Source organism: Streptomyces sp. NPDC058650, assembly GCF_042717315.1.
In the GTDB taxonomy this organism is placed as follows: domain Bacteria; phylum Actinomycetota; class Actinomycetes; order Streptomycetales; family Streptomycetaceae; genus Streptomyces.
Genome location: NZ_JBHXRL010000005.1, coordinates 22,842 through 42,007, shown reverse-complemented (window position 1 = coordinate 42,007; position 19,166 = coordinate 22,842). Strand labels below are relative to the sequence as shown.

21 protein-coding genes are annotated in these 19,166 nt (G+C 72.4%); 11 read left to right on the top strand and 10 right to left on the bottom strand.

Annotation, left to right across the window (positions count from 1 at the left end):
• Window positions 1–129: 129 nt before the first annotated feature.
• The 5 genes from pstC to ACFWWU_RS10570 form a co-directional block, all read right to left on the bottom strand.
• On the bottom strand, window positions 130–1,170 hold the full coding sequence (pstC, locus tag ACFWWU_RS10590) for a phosphate ABC transporter permease subunit PstC (protein ID WP_384142015.1): 1,041 nt from the start codon (window positions 1,168–1,170) through the stop codon (window positions 130–132).
• Between the two features lie 78 nt (window positions 1,171–1,248).
• On the bottom strand, window positions 1,249–1,620 hold the full coding sequence (locus ACFWWU_RS10585) for a DUF1508 domain-containing protein (protein WP_384142012.1): 372 nt from the start codon (window positions 1,618–1,620) through the stop codon (window positions 1,249–1,251).
• A 217-nt stretch (window positions 1,621–1,837) separates the two neighbouring features.
• Window positions 1,838–2,554 carry a PH domain-containing protein gene (locus ACFWWU_RS10580; RefSeq protein ID WP_384142011.1) on the bottom strand — a complete coding sequence of 239 codons (717 nt, stop codon included), beginning with the start codon at window positions 2,552–2,554 and terminating at the stop codon, window positions 1,838–1,840.
• Between the two features lie 34 nt (window positions 2,555–2,588).
• On the bottom strand, window positions 2,589–3,224 hold the full coding sequence (locus ACFWWU_RS10575) for a class F sortase (protein ID WP_384142008.1): 636 nt from the start codon (window positions 3,222–3,224) through the stop codon (window positions 2,589–2,591).
• A gap of 136 nt (window positions 3,225–3,360) precedes the next feature.
• On the bottom strand, window positions 3,361–4,770 hold the full coding sequence (locus ACFWWU_RS10570) for a hypothetical protein (protein ID WP_384142006.1): 1,410 nt from the start codon (window positions 4,768–4,770) through the stop codon (window positions 3,361–3,363).
• 250 nt (window positions 4,771–5,020) lie between these two features.
• On the opposite strand from ACFWWU_RS10570, the gene deoC reads away from it, so the two are divergent.
• Genes deoC through ACFWWU_RS10555 form a run of 3 tightly spaced genes read left to right on the top strand, consistent with a single transcriptional unit; the run spans window position 5,021 to window position 8,338 of the window.
• The gene (gene deoC, locus ACFWWU_RS10565) at window positions 5,021–5,980 is read left to right on the top strand and encodes a deoxyribose-phosphate aldolase (RefSeq protein WP_384142003.1); all 960 of its coding nucleotides are present in this window, start codon (window positions 5,021–5,023) and stop codon (window positions 5,978–5,980) included.
• Between the two features lie 5 nt (window positions 5,981–5,985).
• Window positions 5,986–7,422, top strand: a complete 1,437-nt coding sequence (locus ACFWWU_RS10560; RefSeq protein ID WP_384142001.1) for an aldehyde dehydrogenase family protein — start codon at window positions 5,986–5,988, stop codon at window positions 7,420–7,422.
• Complete coding sequence (locus ACFWWU_RS10555) at window positions 7,415–8,338, top strand: aldehyde dehydrogenase family protein (protein ID WP_384141998.1); 924 nt, start codon at window positions 7,415–7,417, stop codon at window positions 8,336–8,338. Before ACFWWU_RS10560 ends, ACFWWU_RS10555 begins: the two co-directional genes overlap by 8 nt.
• A 61-nt stretch (window positions 8,339–8,399) precedes the next feature.
• On the opposite strand, the gene ACFWWU_RS10550 is transcribed toward ACFWWU_RS10555, so the two are convergent.
• A complete protein-coding gene (locus ACFWWU_RS10550; protein ID WP_384141995.1) occupies window positions 8,400–8,798 on the bottom strand; it encodes a hypothetical protein in 399 nt (132 codons plus the stop codon).
• Between the two features lie 52 nt (window positions 8,799–8,850).
• Here ACFWWU_RS10550 and ACFWWU_RS10545 point away from each other — a divergent pair, with 52 nt between their 5' ends.
• On the top strand, window positions 8,851–9,546 hold the full coding sequence (locus ACFWWU_RS10545; RefSeq protein ID WP_384141992.1) for an ATP-binding protein: 696 nt from the start codon (window positions 8,851–8,853) through the stop codon (window positions 9,544–9,546).
• 162 nt (window positions 9,547–9,708) lie between these two features.
• Here ACFWWU_RS10545 and ACFWWU_RS10540 read toward each other — a convergent pair whose 3' ends face one another.
• Window positions 9,709–10,428 carry a SigE family RNA polymerase sigma factor gene (locus ACFWWU_RS10540; protein ID WP_384141989.1) on the bottom strand — a complete coding sequence of 240 codons (720 nt, stop codon included), beginning with the start codon at window positions 10,426–10,428 and terminating at the stop codon, window positions 9,709–9,711.
• A 169-nt stretch (window positions 10,429–10,597) separates the two neighbouring features.
• Here ACFWWU_RS10540 and afsQ1 point away from each other — a divergent pair, with 169 nt between their 5' ends.
• The 5 genes from afsQ1 (at window position 10,598) to ACFWWU_RS10515 (ending at window position 14,503) form a co-directional block, all read left to right on the top strand.
• Entirely contained in the window at window positions 10,598–11,275 is a 678-nt protein-coding gene (afsQ1, locus tag ACFWWU_RS10535; protein WP_267045480.1) for a two-component system response regulator AfsQ1, read from the top strand.
• Window positions 11,272–12,801: an ATP-binding protein gene (locus ACFWWU_RS10530; RefSeq protein ID WP_384141986.1), complete on the top strand. Its 1,530-nt coding sequence runs from the start codon at window positions 11,272–11,274 to the stop codon at window positions 12,799–12,801. The genes afsQ1 and ACFWWU_RS10530 overlap by 4 nt, the downstream gene beginning before the upstream one ends.
• A gap of 53 nt (window positions 12,802–12,854) precedes the next feature.
• Window positions 12,855–13,553, top strand: coding sequence for a hypothetical protein (locus ACFWWU_RS10525; RefSeq protein WP_384142868.1), 699 nt, complete (start codon window positions 12,855–12,857; stop codon window positions 13,551–13,553).
• Window positions 13,554–13,628: 75 nt separating this feature from the next.
• Window positions 13,629–14,210: a VanZ family protein gene (locus tag ACFWWU_RS10520; protein ID WP_384141983.1), complete on the top strand. Its 582-nt coding sequence runs from the start codon at window positions 13,629–13,631 to the stop codon at window positions 14,208–14,210.
• A gap of 92 nt (window positions 14,211–14,302) precedes the next feature.
• Complete coding sequence (locus tag ACFWWU_RS10515; protein ID WP_317598590.1) at window positions 14,303–14,503, top strand: PspC domain-containing protein; 201 nt, start codon at window positions 14,303–14,305, stop codon at window positions 14,501–14,503.
• Between the two features lie 77 nt (window positions 14,504–14,580).
• Here ACFWWU_RS10515 and ACFWWU_RS10510 read toward each other — a convergent pair whose 3' ends face one another.
• Together ACFWWU_RS10510 and ACFWWU_RS10505 are read right to left on the bottom strand one after the other, a co-directional pair.
• Window positions 14,581–14,952: a hypothetical protein gene (locus tag ACFWWU_RS10510; protein ID WP_384141981.1), complete on the bottom strand. Its 372-nt coding sequence runs from the start codon at window positions 14,950–14,952 to the stop codon at window positions 14,581–14,583.
• 173 nt (window positions 14,953–15,125) lie between these two features.
• Window positions 15,126–16,280 (bottom strand): adenosine deaminase, encoded by a 1,155-nt coding sequence (locus ACFWWU_RS10505; RefSeq protein WP_384141978.1) that lies wholly within the window; start codon window positions 16,278–16,280, stop codon window positions 15,126–15,128.
• A gap of 105 nt (window positions 16,281–16,385) precedes the next feature.
• On the opposite strand from ACFWWU_RS10505, the gene ACFWWU_RS10500 reads away from it, so the two are divergent.
• Together ACFWWU_RS10500 and ACFWWU_RS10495 are read left to right on the top strand one after the other, a co-directional pair.
• Entirely contained in the window at window positions 16,386–17,159 is a 774-nt protein-coding gene (locus ACFWWU_RS10500; protein WP_384141976.1) for a GNAT family N-acetyltransferase, read from the top strand.
• 88 nt (window positions 17,160–17,247) lie between these two features.
• On the top strand, window positions 17,248–18,018 hold the full coding sequence (locus ACFWWU_RS10495; RefSeq protein WP_384141973.1) for an alpha/beta hydrolase: 771 nt from the start codon (window positions 17,248–17,250) through the stop codon (window positions 18,016–18,018).
• A 171-nt stretch (window positions 18,019–18,189) separates the two neighbouring features.
• Here the strand turns inward: ACFWWU_RS10495 and ACFWWU_RS10490 are convergent, their stop codons facing one another.
• Window positions 18,190–19,140: a LysR family transcriptional regulator gene (locus tag ACFWWU_RS10490; RefSeq protein WP_384141970.1), complete on the bottom strand. Its 951-nt coding sequence runs from the start codon at window positions 19,138–19,140 to the stop codon at window positions 18,190–18,192.
• Between the last annotated feature and the right edge of the window lie 26 nt (window positions 19,141–19,166).

Sequence of the window (19,166 nt, the reverse complement as noted above, 5' to 3'; positions counted from 1 at the left end):
AGGAGGGAGTCGACGTGGTGGGGATACCTCCCGTGCCCGAAGGGCCACGGGGGACGTTGGCGACTGACGACAACGCGGCGAGCGTGCGTGCCAGGGCACGCGAGCCCGGCCTGGTCCACAAGACACCCCCTACGCGTCGCTGGTGGCGCCGGAGCGGCTGCGGGCGACGATGGACGAGGCGGCGAAGTTGACGATCAGGGTCATGACGAAGAGCGCGAAGCCTGCGGCCATGAGCGCGGACATGCCGAAGGGGGTGGCCTCGCCGTAGCGCAGGGCGATGAGGGAGGACACCGAGCTCGTGCCGGTCTGCAGGACGTGCCACTGGATGGTGAAGACCTGCGAGATGACCATGTAGACGGCGATGGTCTCGCCGAGGGCCCGGCCGAGTCCGAGCATGGTGCCGCCGATCATGCCGCCCCGGCCGAAGGGCAGGACGACGCTGCGGATCATGCCCCAGCGGGTGGCGCCGAGCGCGTAGGCGCCCTCGCGTTCGCCGGCCGGCGCCTGGGAGAAGACCTCGCGCATGATCGAGCAGATGATCGGCGCCACCATCATCGCGACGACGAGGCCGGCGACGAAGGTGGACGAGGTGTAGACGGTGGGCGGGGCGAGCGGGTCGTCCGGGTCGGCGCCGTCGACCCGGAGGAACGGGATCCAGCCCAGGTAGGCGGAGATCCAGCGGGCGATCGGGAGGATCGACTCCTCCAGCCAGAAGACGCCCCACAGTCCGTAGACGACGGAGGGCACGGCGGCCATGAGGTCGACGGTGGAGACGAGGGTGCGGCGCAGCCGGGGCGCGGCGTACTCGGAGATGTAGAGCGCGGCGCCGGTGGCGAGCGGGACGGCGACGACGATCGCGACGAGGGCGATGAGGACGGTGCCGAGGAGGACGGCGGCGATGCCGAAGCGGCCGGCGTCGGGCTCCCAGCTCTCGGTGGTGAGGAAGGAGAATCCGGCGCGGTCGAGGGCCTGCCAGGCGCGCAGGAGCAGGAAGCCGCCGACGAGGAGCATGACCGCGAGGACGAGGCCGCCGCCGGTGCGGGCGACGGTGCGGAAGACCCGGTCGGGAAGGCCGGGGTCGGCGTGGAGCCGTCGCGGCGTGTCGGGCGGCGGGTCCGCCGGTTTGCCGGACGGCGGTCCGGGCAGCGGGTCAAGGGTCTCGGTCGTCACGGGAAGGACGTAAGTCCCGCCTGGTTGACGTGTGCGCCACGAGACGTGAACGAGGGGCGTGCGCGGGGCAACTTCCGTTCATGATAAGGCGGTTGCCGTCCACCGCTGGCCTTCGGCGGCGAGCAGGGCCCGGAAGCGCTGGTACGCGGCACGACAGGTGGAGTGCCGCTCGTAGGAACGCCCGGAGAGGGCGGTGGTCCGGCCCTCGGCGTCGCGCAGCAGCCAGACCCAGCCGTTGCCGCCGGCGGTGTGCTGCACGCCGCCGGCCATGGCGGTGTGTCCGGCGCACAGGGCCAGGAAGGCGTCCCTGCACCCGTCGTGGTCGTCGTAGCAGCCCCCCGACCGCGCGACGACCCGCCCGTTCTGGGCGACGAGCCGCCACCCGTACCGCCCGTCGGTCCCTAAGTCGACCAGACAGCGCGTCGTGGACACACCGGTGTCCTTGGTCATCGCCCCCACCCCCACAGTCTCGGCAAGCGCAATCTATTGAGACGGGGGTGAAAGTTGGGTGCTAAACGAATTGCCGGTGGCACGCTTCACCGGAGCGTTGCCCCTTGGACACCGGCGACGTGGGCACCCGCCCCGGCGCCGGGGCGGGTCGGCCGTCAGCCCGTCGCGGGCCGGCCGTCAGCCCGTCGCGAGGAGGGTCAGCCCGTCGCGAGGAGGGTCAGCCCGTCGCGAGGAGGATCACGAAGAGCAGAAGCCCGGCGGCCGCGGGGCCGATGATCTCGTACGCCCAGCGCACCTGCGGCTCGCCCTGCGCGCCCGGGGCGCCGGCGTGGAGCTCGGCGAGATCGCGCAGATCGGCGACGGTCTGGTCGGTGGGAGCGGTCCGGGACGCGTTGTCCCGTACGTCGGCGGTGACGGAGGTACGGCCGTGGGGGTCGTCCTGCGAGGCGCGGGCGGCACGCCGCGCCGCCTTCTTCCGCTGCCGCAGCGAGACGGGGACGGCCCACAGCTGGTACTTGGCGCCCTCCTGGGTGAAGACCTCGCTGGAGTAGCCGGCGCGGATGTCGGCGACCGAGGCCCAGGGCAGCGTGATCGACCGGAACGGGTTGCGGATGCGCAGCCGCCGGTCGTTGACGTACACGGCGGGCCGGATCGTGAAGGCGACGATCAGCGGGACGGCGAGGACGATCCCCGCGAGCGCGAGCCAGGGAGTCCGGCCCTCGCCGCGGATCAGCGCGTCGCCGCCGAAGAGGACCGTGAGGATCAGCAGGAACACGCCGCTCGCGATGCCGAGGGGCGAGCGGAAGACGCGGTCGGCGAGCCGCTGCCCGGCCGCGGGCTTCGACTCGGCGCTCGCCTCGGGGGTCGGCTCGTCGCCCGCCTTCTCGGGGGTCGGCTCAGGGGTCGGCTCGGGGGTCGGCTCCGGGGTCGTCATGCCGCCGATTCTGCCTCAGCGGGCCGGGGAGGGCTCAGGCGGCCCGCGTGGCCACGAGATCCGCGTACAGGATGATGTTGTCGGGCCGGTGGCCGTCGACCAGCTCTCCGCCACAGGTGACGAGGCGCAGCTCGGGGCGCGTGGTGTCGCCGTACACCTTGGCCGTCGGGAAGGTCTTCTTGTCGACCTGCTCCAGCTCCCTGACCCGGAACACGGCGACCTTGCCGTCCACCCGGGTCACGGCGATCTCGTCGCCCACCCGGACCCGCGAGACGTTCTTCAGGACGGCCGGGCCGCGGGCGGTGTCGAAATGGCCGATGAGGACGGCGGGGCCGGTCTCGCCGGGCGTGACGCCCTTGTCGTACCAGCCGATGCGGTCGGCGTCCGCGACCGAGGGAACCTCGACGGTGCCGTCGGCGGCGAGCCCCAGCTCCAGGACGGGACCGGTGTCCACGCCCGCGCTGGGCACCTGAACGCGGACGGGCAGCGAGCGGGCCAGCGGCCGGGCGGGGGCGGTGCTCGCCGTCGGCGCGGAGGCGGTGGCGTCGGCGACGCGGGCGGGCGGGGTGGCGGCGGTGGGCGCCGCCCCGGCCGAACAGCCGACGAGCCCGGTGAGGGCGGCCACGACGAGGAGGGCCGCGGCGGTACGGGAACGGGGACGGGCGCTCACGGGACGACTCCGGACGGGGTGTGACCGGCCGCCGCACGGGTGCGGCGGCCGGTCTGGGGTGGAAGTGCTCCTGCTCGGGTCAAGGGCGAGGAGACGAGGGACGGCTCGGACGGCGAGACGGCTCGAACAGGACGGCTCAGACGCGAGCGGCCCGGCGGCGCAGGGCGACGAAGCCGAGGCCCACGGCGGTGGCCGAGGCCGCGCCCGCGCCGACGGCGATCAGGACGGTGGAGCCGCCCTCGGTGCCGGTCTCGGTGCCGAGCTCGGCACCGGCCGCGACGCCGCCGCGCGGGATGACGGAGGTCTGGCCCGCGTGCACGGTGGTGCCGTTGCCGCCGGTGAAGCCCGCCGTGCCGGTGGCGTTCGTGAGGACGCCCTTGACCGGGGCGAGCTTGCAGCCCTTCGGCAGCTTCGGGAAGGCGTGGGTGGCGCCCTTGGCCGTGCCGCCCTCGACCTTGGTGTGCAGCGACGGGGCGGTGCTGTTCGCGCCGACGATCCGGGCGACGATGCCGGCGCTCTTCGGCAGCGCGGGGTGCTTCCGGTCGAGCGTCGCGAAGACCTTGTCGGCGCCGTTGGCGTCCGCGGTGGTGAGCTTGGCCTTCGGGCCCTGCGGGCTCATGATCAGCTTGGCCTTCGTGCCCGCGCCGATGCTGACGGTCGTGCCGATCGTGCACGCGCCGAGCGTGTCCTTGTCGACCGGGGCGGGCTCGCCCTGGCCGTTGCTGCCCATGCCGTACGGCTGCGGGGCGGCCTGCTTCGACGAGCCGGGGACGTAGGCGGAGAACGAGCCGCCCTCGTGCAGGACGACGACGGCCTTGCCGAAGAAGTAGACCTTGGTGCCGGCGTGGACGTAGACGTAGCCGCCGCCCTTGTCGGTGGCGGTGTCGATGAGCTGAAGGCCGAAGACGCCGTTCTGCTTTCCGAGCTGGACGACGGTGCCGTCGGCGAGCCGGTAGATGCCGGGGACGCCGGGGGCGATGTTGCCGATCCAGTTGTGGATGGTGCCGTCCGGGTTCAGGACGAGGAACTCGCCGTTGTCCTGCCCGGCGGTGGAGCGGGTGTTCGCCTGGAGGACACCGACCGGGTGACCCTGCCGGAAGAGCTCGGCGCGGTAGTGCAGTGCGTTGACCTTGTAGATCTTGGCGACGGTGCCGGTGATGAGGGTCTGCGTACGGACGAGCGTGCCCTTCGCGGATCCGGCCGACGGCACGGCGGCCGGAGCCGAGGTCGCCGGAGCCGAGGTCGCCGGAGCCGTCGTCGCAGGAGCCGTCGTCGCAGGAGCCGTCGTCGCAGGAGCCGTCGTCGCAGGAGCCGTCGTCGCAGGAGCCGTCGTCGCAGGAGCCGAAACAAACGGAGCCGCGACGGTCGCGGTCGGAGCCGGCTTCGCGGTCGCCTCCGCGGCCGGCTTCCCGGCCGACGGCACGGCCTGCTTCGCGGCCACCGGCCCGTCGGCGGCGAGGGCGGCACCGGCGGTGAGCGCCGGAGTGGTGATCGCGACGCCCGCGACGAGGGCGACGGCGACGGCGGTGCGAAGGGCGGTGCGCATAACGACTCCTGTGATTCAGGTAGGTGGTCGGGTGAGTCGCATGCCGCTTTTTCTCGGTCCGACTGCTTCCGGTGAGGTCTGGCTGGCTGCAAGAAAAAATCTAATGATCTTGTATTCAGGACTCGTCCGCTCCACGTCACGGGCGTGTGACGGGAGTCACCACGCCGCAGCGCGGCCTGTGACCTCGGGCTCCATGACAGAGCTCCCCTGTACAGGTCGCTACGCGCGTAGATATGCTCGACTGGTGACCATGCCCACCACTGCATCCGCAGCTTCCGCATTCGCCGACGTGACGGCGTCCGACGGTGCGCTGCGCCGCTTCCTCCACGGGCTGCCCGGCGTCGACGCCGTCGGCCTGGAGGCGCGCGCCGCGTCCCTCGGCACCCGCTCGATCAAGACCACGGCGAAGGCCTATGCCATCGACCTGGCCATTTCCATGATCGACCTGACGACGCTCGAAGGCGCGGACACCCCGGGCAAGGTCCGGGCGCTCGCCGCGAAGGCCGTCAACCCCGATCCGACCGACCGTACGACCCCGACGACCGCCGCCGTCTGCGTCTACCCCGACATGGTGGCCACCGCCAAGGCCACCGTCGCGGGCTCCGGCGTCAAGGTCGCCTCGGTCGCCACCGCCTTCCCGGCCGGGCGCGCCGCGCTCCCCGTGAAGCTGGCTGACACCGCCGACGCCATCGCCGCGGGCGCCGACGAGATCGACATGGTCATCGACCGTGGCGCGTTCCTCGCGGGCCACTACCTGAAGGTCTACGAGCAGATCGCCGCGATCAAGGCGGAGTGCGGCGACCGCGCCCGCCTCAAGGTGATCTTCGAGACCGGCGAGCTGTCCACGTACGACAACATCCGCCGCGCCTCCTGGCTCGGCATGATGGCCGGCGCGGACTTCATCAAGACCTCGACCGGCAAGGTCGCGGTCAACGCCACCCCCGCCAACACCCTGCTCATGCTGGAGGCCGTGCGCGACTTCCGCGCGCAGACCGGCGTGCAGATCGGCGTGAAGCCGGCCGGTGGCATCCGCAACACCAAGGAAGCGATCAAGTTCCTGGTGCTCGTCAACGAGACCGTGGGCGAGGACTGGCTGGATAACCACTGGTTCCGCTTCGGCGCCTCCAGCCTGCTCAACGACCTGCTGATGCAGCGCCAGAAGCTGGCTACCGGCCGCTACTCCGGCCCCGATTACGTGACGGTGGACTGATCAACATGGCATCTGCATTCGAGTACGCGCCGGCGCCCGAGTCCCGGTCCGTCGTCGACATCGCCCCCTCCTACGGCCTGTTCATCGACGGCGAGTTCGTCGAGGCGGCCGACGGCAAGGTCTTCAAGACCGTCTCCCCCTCCACCGAGGAGGTCCTGTCCGAGGTCGCCCAGGCGGGCACCGAGGACGTGGACCGCGCGGTGAAGGCGGCGCGGAAGGCGTTCGAGAAGTGGTCGGCGCTGCCCGGCTCCGAGCGCGCCAAGTACCTCTTCCGGATCGCCCGGATCATCCAGGAGCGCAGCCGCGAGCTGGCCGTCCTGGAGACCCTGGACAACGGCAAGCCGATCAAGGAGACGCGCGACGCGGACCTCCCGCTGGTCGCCGCGCACTTCTTCTACTACGCGGGCTGGGCCGACAAGCTCGACCACGCCGGCTACGGCGCGAACCCGCGCCCGCTGGGCGTGGCGGGCCAGGTCATCCCCTGGAACTTCCCCCTCCTGATGCTGGCGTGGAAGATCGCCCCGGCGCTCGCGACGGGCAACACGGTCGTCCTGAAGCCGGCCGAGACGACCCCGCTCTCCGCTCTGTTCTTCGCGGACATCTGCCGCCAGGCCGGGCTGCCGAAGGGCGTCGTCAACATCCTTCCCGGTTACGGGGACGCCGGCGCCGCGCTGGTCGAGCACCCGGACGTGAACAAGGTCGCCTTCACCGGCTCGACCGCGGTCGGCAAGTCCATCGCGCGCTCGATCGCCGGTACGCACAAGAAGGTCACCCTCGAACTGGGCGGCAAGGGCGCGAACATCGTCTTCGACGACGCCCCCATCGACCAGGCCGTCGAGGGCATCGTCACCGGCATCTTCTTCAACCAGGGCCAGGTCTGCTGCGCGGGCTCGCGCCTGCTGGTCCAGGAGTCGATCCAGGACGAGCTGCTCGACAGCCTGAAGCGCCGTCTCTCCACGCTCCGCCTCGGCGACCCGCTGGACAAGAACACCGACATCGGCGCCATCAACTCCTCCGAGCAGCTGGCCCGCATCACCTCGCTGGTGGAGCGGGGCGAGGCGGAGGGCGCAGAGCGCTGGACCGCCGCCTGCGAGATCCCGTCGGCCGGTTACTGGTTCGCCCCGACGCTCTTCACGGGCGTCACGCAGGCGCACACGGTCGCCCGCGACGAGATCTTCGGCCCGGTCCTGTCGGTGCTGACGTTCCGCACGCCGGACGAGGCCGTGGCGAAGGCCAACAACAGCCAGTACGGCCTGTCCGCCGGCATCTGGACGGAGAAGGGCTCCCGCATCCTCGCGGTGGCGTCCAAGCTCCGCGCCGGTGTCGTCTGGGCCAACACGTTCAACAAGTTCGACCCGACCTCGCCCTTCGGCGGCTACAAGGAGTCGGGCTTCGGCCGCGAGGGTGGCCGTCACGGTCTGGAGGCCTACCTCGATGTCTGAGAAGACCGAGCAGCGACTGAGCGTTTTCAAGACCTACAAGCTGTACGTCGGGGGCAAGTTCCCCCGCTCCGAGAGCGGCCGGGTGTACGAGGTGACGGCTAAGACATCAGCCGCGAACGCTGCGGGCACGGGCAAGTGGCTGGCGAACGTGCCCCTCTCCTCCCGCAAGGACGCCCGTGACGCGGTCGTCGCCGCCCGCAAGGCCTTCGGCGGCTGGGCGGGCGCGACCGCGTACAACCGCGGCCAGATCCTCTACCGCGTCGCCGAGATGCTGGAGGGCCGCCGCGAGCAGTTCGTCCGCGAGGTCGCGGACGCGGAGGGCCTGTCGAAGGCGAAGGCGGCCGTGGTCGTCGACGCGGCGATCGACCGCTGGGTCTGGTACGCGGGCTGGACCGACAAGATCGCCCAGGTCGTGGGCGGCGCCAACCCGGTCGCGGGCCCGTACTTCAACCTCTCCTCGCCCGAGCCGACGGGCGTCGTCACCGTCGTCGCCCCCCAGGACTCGTCGTTCCTGGGACTGGTCTCGGTGATCGCCCCGGTGATCGCGACGGGCAACACGGCCGTGGTGATCGCGTCCGAGAAGTCACCCCTCCCGGCGCTCTCGCTGGGCGAGGTGCTCGCCACCTCCGACCTGCCGGGCGGTGTCGTGAACATCCTCTCCGGCAAGGCCTCCGAGATGGGCCCGCACCTCGCGGCCCACCAGGACGTCAACGGGATCGACCTGACGGGCGCGACCGAGGGCGACCTCGCCCGTGACCTGGAGATCGCGGCGGCGGACAACCTGAAGCGCGTACTGCGTCCCCGTACCGAGGACTTCGCCGAGTCCCCGGGCACGGACCGCATGACCGCCTTCCTGGAGACCAAGACGGTCTGGCACCCGACGGGCTCGCTGGGCGCGAGCGGCTCCTCGTACTAGACCCCGCACGAGGAACGGCCCCCGGGACACCCCGGGGGCCGTTCCTCGTGCCTCGACGGGGCTACGGAAGCAGCCGCTGCGTCAGCGGACCCGCCACCGGCAGGTCCGCGACCGCCCCGCCCTGCGTGAGGTGGTCGGTCACCAGGTTGGTGCCGACGGGCTTGAAGTCGGCGACCTGGGTGCCGAGGCCGTTGTCGAGCGGATCGACGCCCGTCTTGGCCAGCGGGTCGAGCTGGAGGCGGGTCAGCGGGCCGAGGCCGTGGGTGACGCCGCTCAGCGCGCCCGCCCCGGCAGCGGCGGCGTCCGTCCGGGTCAGCGAGTCGACGGGCAGCGGCACCGGGGCGACCGCCTGGGCCGCCGCGCCCGCGCCGAGCACCGCGGCACCGGCCGCCGTGACGGTGAGCCCGGCCTTGAGCAGGGCACTGCGACGAGGGGTCCGGGGTTCTGCGTGACGCGCCATGAGAATCCTTCCAGGAGGTGATGGAGCGGGCACCGACAGTAGTTGAGGTGTGATGCTCGATACCAACGGCCTTCCTCGGGGGTCCACCGCACGGGGGAATGGTTCACACTGGTGTCCCGTGAGTTCCCTACCGATCCCGACCCGCGTCGTCCTGCTCTCCGGCCCCTCCGGCTCCGGCAAGTCGTCGCTCGCCGCCGTCGCCGGCCTCCCGGTCCTGCGCCTCGACGACTTCTACAAGGAGCACGACGACCCGTCGCTCCCGCTCGTCGACGGCAGCGCGGACATCGACTGGGACTCCCCACGGTCCTGGGACGCGGACGCCGCCGTCTCCGCCATCGTCGAACTGTGCCGTACGGGGCGGACCGACGTCCCCGTGTACGACATCGCCACCAGCTCCCGCGTGGACCGCGAGCGGCTCGACATCGAGCGCACCCCGCTGTTCGTGGCGGAGGGGATCTTCGCGGCCGAGATCGTGTCCCGCTGCCGTGAGCTCGACGTCCTCGCCGACGCGCTCTGCCTGCGCGGCCGACCCTCGACGACGTTCCGCCGCCGGCTCCTCCGGGACCTCAGGGAGGGCCGGAAGTCCGTGCCGTTCCTGCTGCGCCGCGGCTGGCGTCTGATGCGCTCCGAGCGGGCGATCGTGGCCCGCCAGACGGAGCTGGGCGCGCACGCCTGCGCCAAGGACGAGGCCCTGGGCCGCCTCGCCGCCGCCGCGGCGGGCCGGCACTGCACGCCGACGCCGCGCTGACCCGGTAGGGACCGCAACCCGCACGCACGACAGCGCGGGTCGGACGAGGCCCCCCGGCTCGTCCGACCCGCGCTGTCTTACCCCGTACCCCCGTACGGTCCCCCGTGCCCCCCGCAGGCCCCGTTTCCCCCGTAGGCCCCCGTGGGTCTTTCCCCCCGGCCTTCAGGCCACCAGCTCGCCGAAGGACTCTTCCTCGTCACGGCCGAAGCTCAGCACCTCGTCGTCGCGCAGTCGCCGCAGCGAGCGCCAGATGCTCGACTTCACCGTGCCGACACTGATGTCCAGGATCTCCGCGATCTCCGGATCGGTCCGGCCCTCGTAGTAGCGCAGCACCAGCATCGTCCGCTGGAGCTCGGGCAGCCGGGCCAGCGCCTGCCACAGCACGGCGCGCAGCTCCGTGCCGCGCATCGCGTCCGTCTCGCCGACCGTCTCGGGCAGTTCCTCGGTCGGGTACTCGTTGAGCTTGCGCCGGCGCCAGGCGCTGATGTGCAGATTGGTCATCGTCCGGCGGAGGTAGCCGCCGACCGCGGCCTTGTCGCTGATCCGGTCCCAGGCGCGGTACGTGGAGAACAGCGCGCTCTGGAGCAGGTCCTCGGCCTCGAAACGGTCACCGGTCAGGTGGTAGGCGGTGGCGTACAGGGAGGCACGACGCTCCTGGACGTAGGCCGTGAACTCGGCCTCCGAACAGGAACGCTCCCCCGTGACCTCCCCGTACGCCGCTCCCCCGTCAGCAATGGCCACCATGTACGGCGCCTTGCGCTGACGCCCGACGCTGCGAACGCACCCCCGCCCGTTCACCGCGCCGGACTTCTCGGTGCTCCGCACGACGTCGTGGAGACGCGTGACTACTGCGCTTGAGGTGGTGCTGTGCAGTGCGTTCATCGTGCGCCCCCCGTCGGTCGGAGTGTGTTTCGGTCCGTGTGCCAAGAAGCTTGCCCATCGGACTTCATCGCGGTGTCCGCCGACTGTCACAGCCGTGTCACAGGGGACGGAACAGAAGCGAGTCCACGAGCGGTCGTCCTCGGACGGCCGCATGCGACAGAATGACGGCGTGCCTTTTCTGCTGCTGATCGAGGACGACGACGCCATCCGCACGGCCCTCGAACTCTCCCTGTCCCGGCAGGGCCACCGGGTGGCCACCGCCGCGACGGGTGAGGACGGCCTCCTGCTGCTGCGTGAGCAGCGGCCGGACCTGGTCGTGCTCGACGTCATGCTGCCCGGCATCGACGGTTTCGAGGTCTGCCGGCGCATCCGCCGCACCGACCAGTTGCCGATCATCCTGCTGACCGCGCGCAGCGACGACATCGACGTGGTCGTGGGCCTGGAGTCCGGGGCCGACGACTACGTCGTGAAGCCGGTGCAGGGCCGGGTCCTCGACGCCCGTATCCGGGCCGTCCTGCGGCGCGGCGAGCGGGAGTCGACGGACTCCGCGACCTACGGCTCGCTCGTGATCGACCGGTCCGCGATGACGGTCACCAAGAACGGCGAGGACCTCCAGCTCACCCCGACCGAGCTGCGGCTGCTCCTGGAGCTGAGCCGGCGGCCCGGCCAGGCGCTCTCCCGGCAGCAGTTGCTGCGGCTCGTGTGGGAGCACGACTACCTGGGCGACTCGCGGCTCGTCGACGCCTGTGTGCAGCGGCTGCGCGCCAAGGTGGAGGACGTGCCGTCCTCGCCGACGCTCATCCGTACCGTCCGCGGCGTCGGTTACCGGCTGGACGTTCCTGCGTGAGCAAGGGGATCCTCGCGCGGCTGCGGCTCTCCAGCCTGCGGCTGCGGCTCGTCGTCGTCTTCGCCCTGGTCGCGCTCACCGCCGCCGTCGCCGCCTCCGGCATCGCGTACTGGCTCAACCGCGAGGCCGTGCTGACCCGTACCCAGGACGGGGCGCTCAACGACTTCCGGCAGGAGATGCAGAACCGGGCGGCGACGCTGCCGCTGCGGCCCACCGAGGACGATCTGCGGCGGACCGCCGAGCAGATGGCGAGCGGCAGCGCCGGCTACCAGGTGCTGCTGCTCGGCGAGCGGGCCGCGGGCAAGCCGATCGTCGGCGCCTCCGACCCGGACGACTTCACGCTCGCCGACGTGCCGCGCTCGCTGCGGGACGCCGTGGACACCGAGCGGCCGGTGACGGAGGCCAACCCGTATCCGTACCACCTGTTCTGGCAGCGCACGGAGCGGAACGGGACGCCGTACCTGGTCGGCGGGACGCGGATCGACGGCGGCGGGCCCGCCGGGTACATGTTCAAGTCGCTGGCCGCGGAGAAGGCCGATCTGAACTCGCTCGCCTGGTCGTTGGGGATCGCGACGGCGCTCGCGGTGGCCGGCTCCGTGCTGCTCGCGCAGGTCGCGGCGACGACCGTGCTGCGCCCGGTGCACCGGCTCGGCGAGGCGGCCAAGCAGCTCGGCGAGGGGAAGCTCGACACCCGGCTGCGGGTCACCGGCGCGGACGAACTGGCCGATCTGACCCGTACCTTCAACAGCGCGGCCGAGTCGTTGCAGAAGAAGGTCGCGGACATGAGCGCGCGGGAGGAGTCCAGCCGGCGCTTCGTGGCCGACATGTCGCACGAGCTGCGGACCCCGCTGACCGCGCTGACCGCCGTCACGGAGGTCCTGGAGGACGAGCAGGACTCGCTCGACCCGATGATCGCCCCGGCGGTGGCGCTGGTGGTCAGCGAGACCCATCGCCTCAACAACCTGGTGGAGAACCTGATGGAGGTGACCCGCTTCGACGCGGGCACCGCCCGGCTCGTCCTCGACGAGGTGGACATCGCCGACCAGATCACCGCGTGCATCGACGCGCGGGCCTGGCTGGACGCGGTCGATCTCGACGCCGAGCGGGGGATCGTGGCGCCGCTCGACCCGCGCCGCCTCGACGTGATCCTGGCGAACCTCATCGGGAACGCGCTGAAGCACGGCGGTTCGCCGGTCCGGGTCTCGGTCCGCACCGAGGACGACGAGCTGGTCATCGCGGTGCGCGACCACGGTCCCGGCATCCCCGAGGAAGTGCTGCCGCACGTCTTCGACCGCTTCTACAAGGCGAGCGCCTCCCGGCCCAGGTCGGACGGGAGCGGGCTCGGCCTGTCGATCGCCATGGAGAACGCGCTGATCCACGGCGGTTCGATCACGGCCGCCAACTCGACCGGCGAGGACGGGGCGGTGGACGGCGCGGTGTTCGTGCTGCGGCTGCCCCTGGACGCCTCGGGGATCACCCGCGAGGTACAGACCCGCAGCAGCCAGGGCGAGGTGGAGGAAGCGTGAGGCGCCGCACCTTCGACCGTACGGCCACCGGTGGATCGACCGGTGGCCGGTCGATCCGTTCCCGATCGGTAGGCAGACGATCGGTCGGTACGGGCGTCCTGGCGGCCGCCGCGCTGACCGTGCTCGTCACCGGCTGCGGCATCAGGACGACGTCCGTCCCGGTGGACGCGGGCGCGGCCCCGTCCCGGGTCCCGTGCAGCGTGACCGGCGAGAGCGTCTCGGCGACGGCCGCGCAGGGGGTGCCCGTCCGGGTGTTCCTGGTGTGCGGCTCGCAGCTGGAGGCCGTGGACCGCAGGACCCCGCTGCCGGAGGAGAAGGCGGGCGGCGATCCGTTGGTGACGGCCAAGGGGCTGCTCGCGCAGCTCCTCGCCGAACCCTCCGACGACGAGCGGCATGCCGGGTTCACGACCGCGGTGCGCGGTCCGCTCGTGGTCGGCGGCGGGGACAAGGGCGACCCGGCGGGCACGCTGCGGCTGAGCCGGCAGCCCGAGGACCTGACGCCGGTCGCGCTCTCGCAGATCGTCTGTACGTTCTCGGCGAGCTCGGCGGGCGCGGGCGACCACACGGTCCTCCTCGGCGGCCCCGGCCCGTACGCGCCGAAGCGCTACCGGTGCACGACGGAACTGAAGGAGCGCCCGGAGTCCACTCCGCCGACGACCGCCCCTCCGGCAGCGGCGACGGCCACCCCCACCGGCACCCCGACCGGCCAGGCGACCGGCTCCACGGCCCCGGAGACCACGCCCGCGGGCTGAGCCGATCGGGCCCGCTCCGTAGGTCGCCTCCGACCCGGCGGAACCGATTCCGCCGTGGTGGGCGTCTTGGGGGGCGTGCAGCGTCAAGGTTCGGGCGGCAGTGCCGCCGTGGTCGTCCGCGTGGTGGGGTTCATCGGCCTCCTCGCGCATCTGCTGCTCGTCGCCTGGGTCGGCCTGCGGCCACGGGACGTGGCCTGGGTGACCGCGCCGAACACGATCCCGCTGGCCGGGCTCCGGGCCGATCTGGCCCTCGGCGGCGCCGAGGCGGCCCGGCTGATCGGCGAGGGACTGCTGCTCCTGGCCCCGCTCGGGGTGCTGCTCCCGATGGCCGACGGGCGGCTCGACGTCTCCCGCTGGGCCTCGCTGGCCCGGACGACCGCCGCCGGCGCGCTGGTGTCGCTGGCCGTGGAGCTGCTGCAGACCGCCGTACCGGGTCAGGTCGTGGACGTGGACTCCGTACTCCTCAACACCGCCGGGGTGGCGCTCGCCCATGTCCTCTTCGTGCCGGTCGGTCGGGCGCGGCTGCGCCGCAGGTCGGCTGCGGTTCGGGTCGAGTCCTCCGCTGGGGCCGGTCCGGGTGAGGGTTCCCCCCTCCTGCGGAACGAGACGCCTCAGGGTCCGACCCCGACGATTCCCAGGGTCCCGATCGCCCGGTAGACCGACGCTTCGTCCCCCCTCCCGGCGGCACCATGGAGTCATCGGGAGCCCGACGGAGCGGCTCCCGGACAACGACTCCGAAGGAGCCCACCATGGCCGCTCTCGTCCGCCCTCGTGAAGGACGCATGATCGGTGGAGTGTGCGCGGCGCTGGCCCGGCGCTTCGGCACCTCCGCGACGACGATGCGTGTGATCTTCCTGGTCTCGTGTCTGCTGCCCGGCCCGCAGTTCCTCATCTACCTGGCGCTGTGGGTGTTCCTGCCGCAGGAGAAGAGCGCGAGCACGGCCTGGTAGCGCGCGGCCGCACACACGCCGAAGGGGCGCGTGCCCGGGATTCCGGGTGCGCGCCCCTTCGGCGTGTGCGGTCGGTGTCAGCCGAGGGCGCCGCCCACCGGCAGGCCGCCGAGCAGGCCCATGACCGGGCCGAGCGGGGTGGCGCCGAGGCCGCCGGCCGCCGCGTCGAGCGGGAGGTTCTGGGTGGCCTGGCCGGCGGCGACCGGGAGGGTCTTCACGCCCTGGTCGACGCCCTGGCCGAGGGCGCCCTGACCGGCACCGAGGGACTCGCCGGCACCGTCAGGGAGCGTGGTGAGGCCGTCACCCAGCGGGACGGCCTGGGTCACCGTGCCCAGCGCGTCGGCGCCGACGGGCAGGGACGGCGCTGCGGAGGCCGTACCCGCGGCGGCGGCGGCGAAAGCGGCACCGAGAGCGGCGACACCGAGCTTCTTGGCGGCAGACTGCTTCATCTGAAAATCTTCCTTGGGGCATCCGGGGGCTTCGTGGAAAGCCGGGAGGGGAAATCCTGGGAATGCAGAGCGGCTCTGCAACCTAACCAGTGGAAGACGCCTCCGCAAACACCGGAAAGCGACCGGGTGTCGCGCCGACCCGGTCGCTCCGAACCCCTTCGACAGGGCGGTCCTCAGCCCTCCGTACGGGAAGCGTCGCTGGTCGCGGCGGTCTGCTGGAACAGCCATTCGGACTTGAGCTCGGCATATCCCGGCTTGATCACGTCGTTGATCATGGCCAGGCGTTCATCGAAAGGAATGAACGCTGATTTCATCGCATTGACGGTGAACCACTGCATGTCGTCGAGCGTGTATCCGAATGCTTCGATCAGCAGCTCGAATTCCCGGCTCATGCTCGTACCGCTCATCAGCCGGTTGTCGGTGTTGACGGTGGCGCGGAAGTGCAGCTTGCGGAGCAGGCCGATCGGATGCGCGGCGTACGAGTCGGCGGCGCCGGTCTGGAGGTTGGAGGTGGGGCACATCTCCAGGGGGATCCGCTTGTCGCGGACGTAGGCGGCGAGCCGGCCGAGGCGGACCGAGCCGTCCTCCGCGACCTCGATGTCGTCGATGATCCGGACGCCGTGCCCGAGCCGGTCGGCGCCGCACCACTGGAGCGCCTGCCAGATGGAGGGCAGCCCGAAGGCCTCGCCCGCGTGGATCGTGAAGTGGTTGTTCTCCCGCTTGAGGTACTCGAAGGCGTCGAGGTGACGGGTGGGCGGGTAGCCGGCCTCGGCGCCCGCGATGTCGAAGCCGACGACGCCGGTGTCGCGGTAGCGGTTGGCGAGTTCGGCGATCTCCAGGGCGCGGGCGGCGTGCCGCATGGCGGTCAGCAGGGCGCCGACCCGGATGCGGTGGCCGTTGGCCCTGGCCCGCCGCTCGCCCTCGCGGAAGCCCTCGTTGACGGCCTCCACGACCTCTTCGAGGGTGAGACCCGCCTCCAGGTGCTGTTCGGGGGCGTAGCGCACCTCCGCGTACACGACCCCGTCCTCGGCGAGGTCGACCGCGCACTCGGCGGCGACCCGGACGAGGGCTGCACGGGTCTGCATGACGGCGCAGGTGTGCGCGAAGGTCTCCAGGTACCGCTCCAGGGAGCCGGAGTCGGCGGCCTCGCGGAACCAGATGCCGAGCTTGTCGGGCTCGGTCTCGGGGAGCTGTTCGTAGCCCTGCTCGCGGGCGAGTTCGATGACCGTGCCGGGGCGCAGGCCGCCGTCGAGGTGGTCGTGGAGCAGCACCTTCGGGGCACGGCGGATCTGGTCCGCGGTGGGGACGTTGGGGGTCTGGCTCGTCATTGCCGCACTCTAGCGCCTACGCGCGTAGAGCGCGCCTCGTGGCGCCGTATCCGTGCCCGGATTTCTCGCGTGCGGGACGGCGGGGCCCCAACCTAGGCTGCCGGTATGACTTCTCAGGCGACCGAGTCCGAACTGCCGCGCGTCCACGGCTTCCTGTCCGGCTTCCGCCGCCGGCAAGCGGCTCGTACGGTCGACTTCCCCGGCGGCTTCGCGGTCTTCGACGACGCGTACGCGCTGTCGCGGGGGAACAACCACCTGCTGGTCGACGGGCCGGTCGACCCCGAGGCGCTGCCGGGTCTCGCGGACGAGGTCCAGGGCTCCCTCCCGTACCGCCATGTGCAGGTCCTCGACGAGGCGGTCGCCGCGGCCTGCCGGGAGCCGATGGAGCGGGCCGGTTACGGGCACTCGGCCTCCTTCGTCATGTGCCACCGGGGCCCGGTGCCCGCCCACGGCGGGGCGCGGGAGGTGGACATGGACGTGCTGCGGGAGCCCGCCATCGCGTCCTGGAGCCGCTTCGCGCCGCAGGCATCGCCGGAGTACGTCCGCGACCTGGTGGAGCGGCGGGCGGCCCGGCGGCGGGGCGCCGAGGCCGTGCGGTTCCTCGCCTCGTACTCCGCCGACGGGGAGGTGGCGGCGTGGGTCGACCTCTACATGGACCCGGCGGCCGGGATCGCGCAGATCGAGGACCTGGTCACGGCCGAGGCCCACCTCGGGCAGGGCCACGCCGGTGCCGTCCTGGACACGGCACTCCGCATGGCCGCGGACGCGGGCTGCACCACCCGCTTCCTGACGGCACGCCCGACGGACTGGCCGCACCGCTGGTACGGCCGCAAGGGCTTCGAGGTCGTCGGGAGCGCGACCCGCTTCGAACGGGCTTAGGCGCGGCGGGCGTTCGGCCCACCGACGATACGTAACAGTGACCGCGTGTACGGGTGGCGTACACCTCGGCTTCTGAGACTGTTCCACCATGGCGCACTACGCACTCGTGGGGCCGTCCGAGGCACGGAGACCCCGGCTCGGCCGTCCTGTTGGAGGTTCCCGGTCGGCGGCGGTGGGCGGCGTGGTGCTGCTGCTGCCCGACGGTGAGCCGATGTCGGGACGGCGCGCTTCGGCGCGGGCGCACCTGGGGGTCCTGCCGGTCGGGCGGGCGCTCGTCAGGGACGGGCGGGCGGAGGGGCTCGTCGGGCATGTCGTGCGCTACCGGGGGCGCGGCTGGAACGGCACGGACGCGGAGCTCGCGGCCGACGCCTCCTGGGCGGTCGCGGAGGCGGTCCGCCGGTACGGCGACGTCCCGGTCTGTCTCGTCGGCCACGGGATGGGCGCGCGGGCGGCGTTGCGGGCCGCCGGGCACGACGCGGTCGGCGCGGTCGTGGCGCTGGCGCCGTGGCTGCCGGAGGACGACGTGGCGGCGGAGCCGGAGCCGGTGCGGCAGCTGGTGGGGCGCCGGGTGCTGATCGTGCACGGCACGAACGACGCCCGTACGGACCCCGAGCTGTCGTTCCGTTTCGCGGCGCGGGCGAAGAAGGCCAACCGCGACACGTGCCGCTTCGAGGTCCACTCGGACGGGCACGCGCTGCGCCAGTACGCGGCCGAGGTCCAGGCGCTCGCCGCGGACTTCGCCCTCGGCGCGCTCTTCGCCCGGCCGGTGGCCCGGCCCGTGACGGACGCGCTGGCCGCACCCCCGCCGCTGGGCCTGCGGATGCCGCTCGCGGTGGGGTTCGGGAACCGCCGTCCCTAGGGGGTGTCCGGAAAGTAGCGCCGTCTGCCCGGAGGGCAGGAGCCGCGGCGTCTGGTGCGTGCGATCGCAAGGCGCCGGGATGCCCTCGTAGCGGGCTACGTGGGCATTTCGGCAACGCGGCGAGCGTGCGTGCCGGACGCCGCGGCTCAGGCGGGACTTTCCGGACACGGCCTAGGGGAGCAAGTGGCCTCGCCTGCTCAGGAGGAACTTCTTGAAGGCGGCCACCGGGGCCGTGTCCGGGTGGCCGTCGAGCCAGGCGACGCCGATCTCGCGGGCCGCGCGCGGCGCGGTGACGGTGAGTTCGACGACGCCGGGGCGCGGGACCGCGGGCGGCGGCAGGAGGGCGACGCCGAGGCCCGCGGCGACCAGGCCGCGGAGGGTCTCGGCCTCCTCGCCCTCGAAGGCGACGCGGGGCTTGAAGCCGGCTTCGGCGCACAGGTCGTCGGTGATGCGGCGGAGCCCGTATCCCGGTTCCAGGGTCACGAAGGTCTCGTCGGCGGCCTCGGCGAGGCGGACGCGGCGGCGGCCCGCGAGGCGGTGGTCGTCCGGGACGACGAGCCGCAGCCGCTGCTCGTCGAGGCGCCGGGCCACCAGGTCGGGGGCGTCCGGCACCGGTGAGGTGAGGCAGAGGTCGAGGTCGCCGGCCCTGAGCCGCTCGATCATGGCCTCGCCGTAGTTCTGGACGAGGGTGAAGCGGACGCGCGGGTGGTCGACGCGGAAGGCGCGGATGAGGGCGGGGACGGTCTCGGAGCCCATGGTGTGGAGGAAGCCGAAGGCGACGCGGCCCGCGGTGGGGTCGGCGTCGGCCCGTACGGTGTCGGCGGCCCGCTCGACCTCGGCGAGCGCCTTCTCGGCTGCGGTGAGGAAGCGGCGGCCGGCCGGGGTGAGGGAGACGGTGCGGCCACGGCGGGCGAAGAGGGCGACGCCGAGGTCCTGTTCGAGCCGGACCATCGCACGGGAGAGCGTGGACTGCGGCACACCCATCTCGGCCGCGGCCCGGGTCACGTGCTCGTGCCGGGCGACGGCGGCGAAGTACGCGAGCCGCGGGGCAAGCAGCAGTCCCATGTCTTCTTCGTTACTGTTCGGTGACAGCCGAGGCTGTGACCTGTACTCATGCGCCATGGGAACGATTACAGCAGTTCCGTGCA

Bases quoted from the DNA above. Each gene is read 5' to 3' on its own strand.
- ACFWWU_RS10585 (WP_384142012.1), bottom strand. From the start codon at position 1,620: ATGACCAAGGACACCGGTGTGTCCACGACGCGCTGTCTGGTCGACTTA.
- ACFWWU_RS10580 (WP_384142011.1), bottom strand. From the start codon at position 2,554: ATGACGACCCCGGAGCCGACCCCCGAGCCGACCCCTGAGCCGACCCCC.
- ACFWWU_RS10570 (WP_384142006.1), bottom strand. From the start codon at position 4,770: ATGCGCACCGCCCTTCGCACCGCCGTCGCCGTCGCCCTCGTCGCGGGC.
- deoC (WP_384142003.1), top strand. From the start codon at position 5,021: ATGCCCACCACTGCATCCGCAGCTTCCGCATTCGCCGACGTGACGGCG.
- ACFWWU_RS10560 (WP_384142001.1), top strand. From the start codon at position 5,986: ATGGCATCTGCATTCGAGTACGCGCCGGCGCCCGAGTCCCGGTCCGTC.
- ACFWWU_RS10555 (WP_384141998.1), top strand. From the start codon at position 7,415: ATGTCTGAGAAGACCGAGCAGCGACTGAGCGTTTTCAAGACCTACAAG.
- ACFWWU_RS10550 (WP_384141995.1), bottom strand. From the start codon at position 8,798: ATGGCGCGTCACGCAGAACCCCGGACCCCTCGTCGCAGTGCCCTGCTC.
- ACFWWU_RS10545 (WP_384141992.1), top strand. From the start codon at position 8,851: ATGCTCGATACCAACGGCCTTCCTCGGGGGTCCACCGCACGGGGGAAT.
- ACFWWU_RS10540 (WP_384141989.1), bottom strand. From the start codon at position 10,428: ATGAACGCACTGCACAGCACCACCTCAAGCGCAGTAGTCACGCGTCTC.
- ACFWWU_RS10515 (WP_317598590.1), top strand. From the start codon at position 14,303: ATGGCCGCTCTCGTCCGCCCTCGTGAAGGACGCATGATCGGTGGAGTG.
- ACFWWU_RS10510 (WP_384141981.1), bottom strand. From the start codon at position 14,952: ATGAAGCAGTCTGCCGCCAAGAAGCTCGGTGTCGCCGCTCTCGGTGCC.
- ACFWWU_RS10505 (WP_384141978.1), bottom strand. From the start codon at position 16,280: ATGACGAGCCAGACCCCCAACGTCCCCACCGCGGACCAGATCCGCCGT.
- ACFWWU_RS10500 (WP_384141976.1), top strand. From the start codon at position 16,386: ATGACTTCTCAGGCGACCGAGTCCGAACTGCCGCGCGTCCACGGCTTC.
- ACFWWU_RS10495 (WP_384141973.1), top strand. From the start codon at position 17,248: ATGGCGCACTACGCACTCGTGGGGCCGTCCGAGGCACGGAGACCCCGG.
- ACFWWU_RS10490 (WP_384141970.1), bottom strand. From the start codon at position 19,140: ATGGCGCATGAGTACAGGTCACAGCCTCGGCTGTCACCGAACAGTAAC.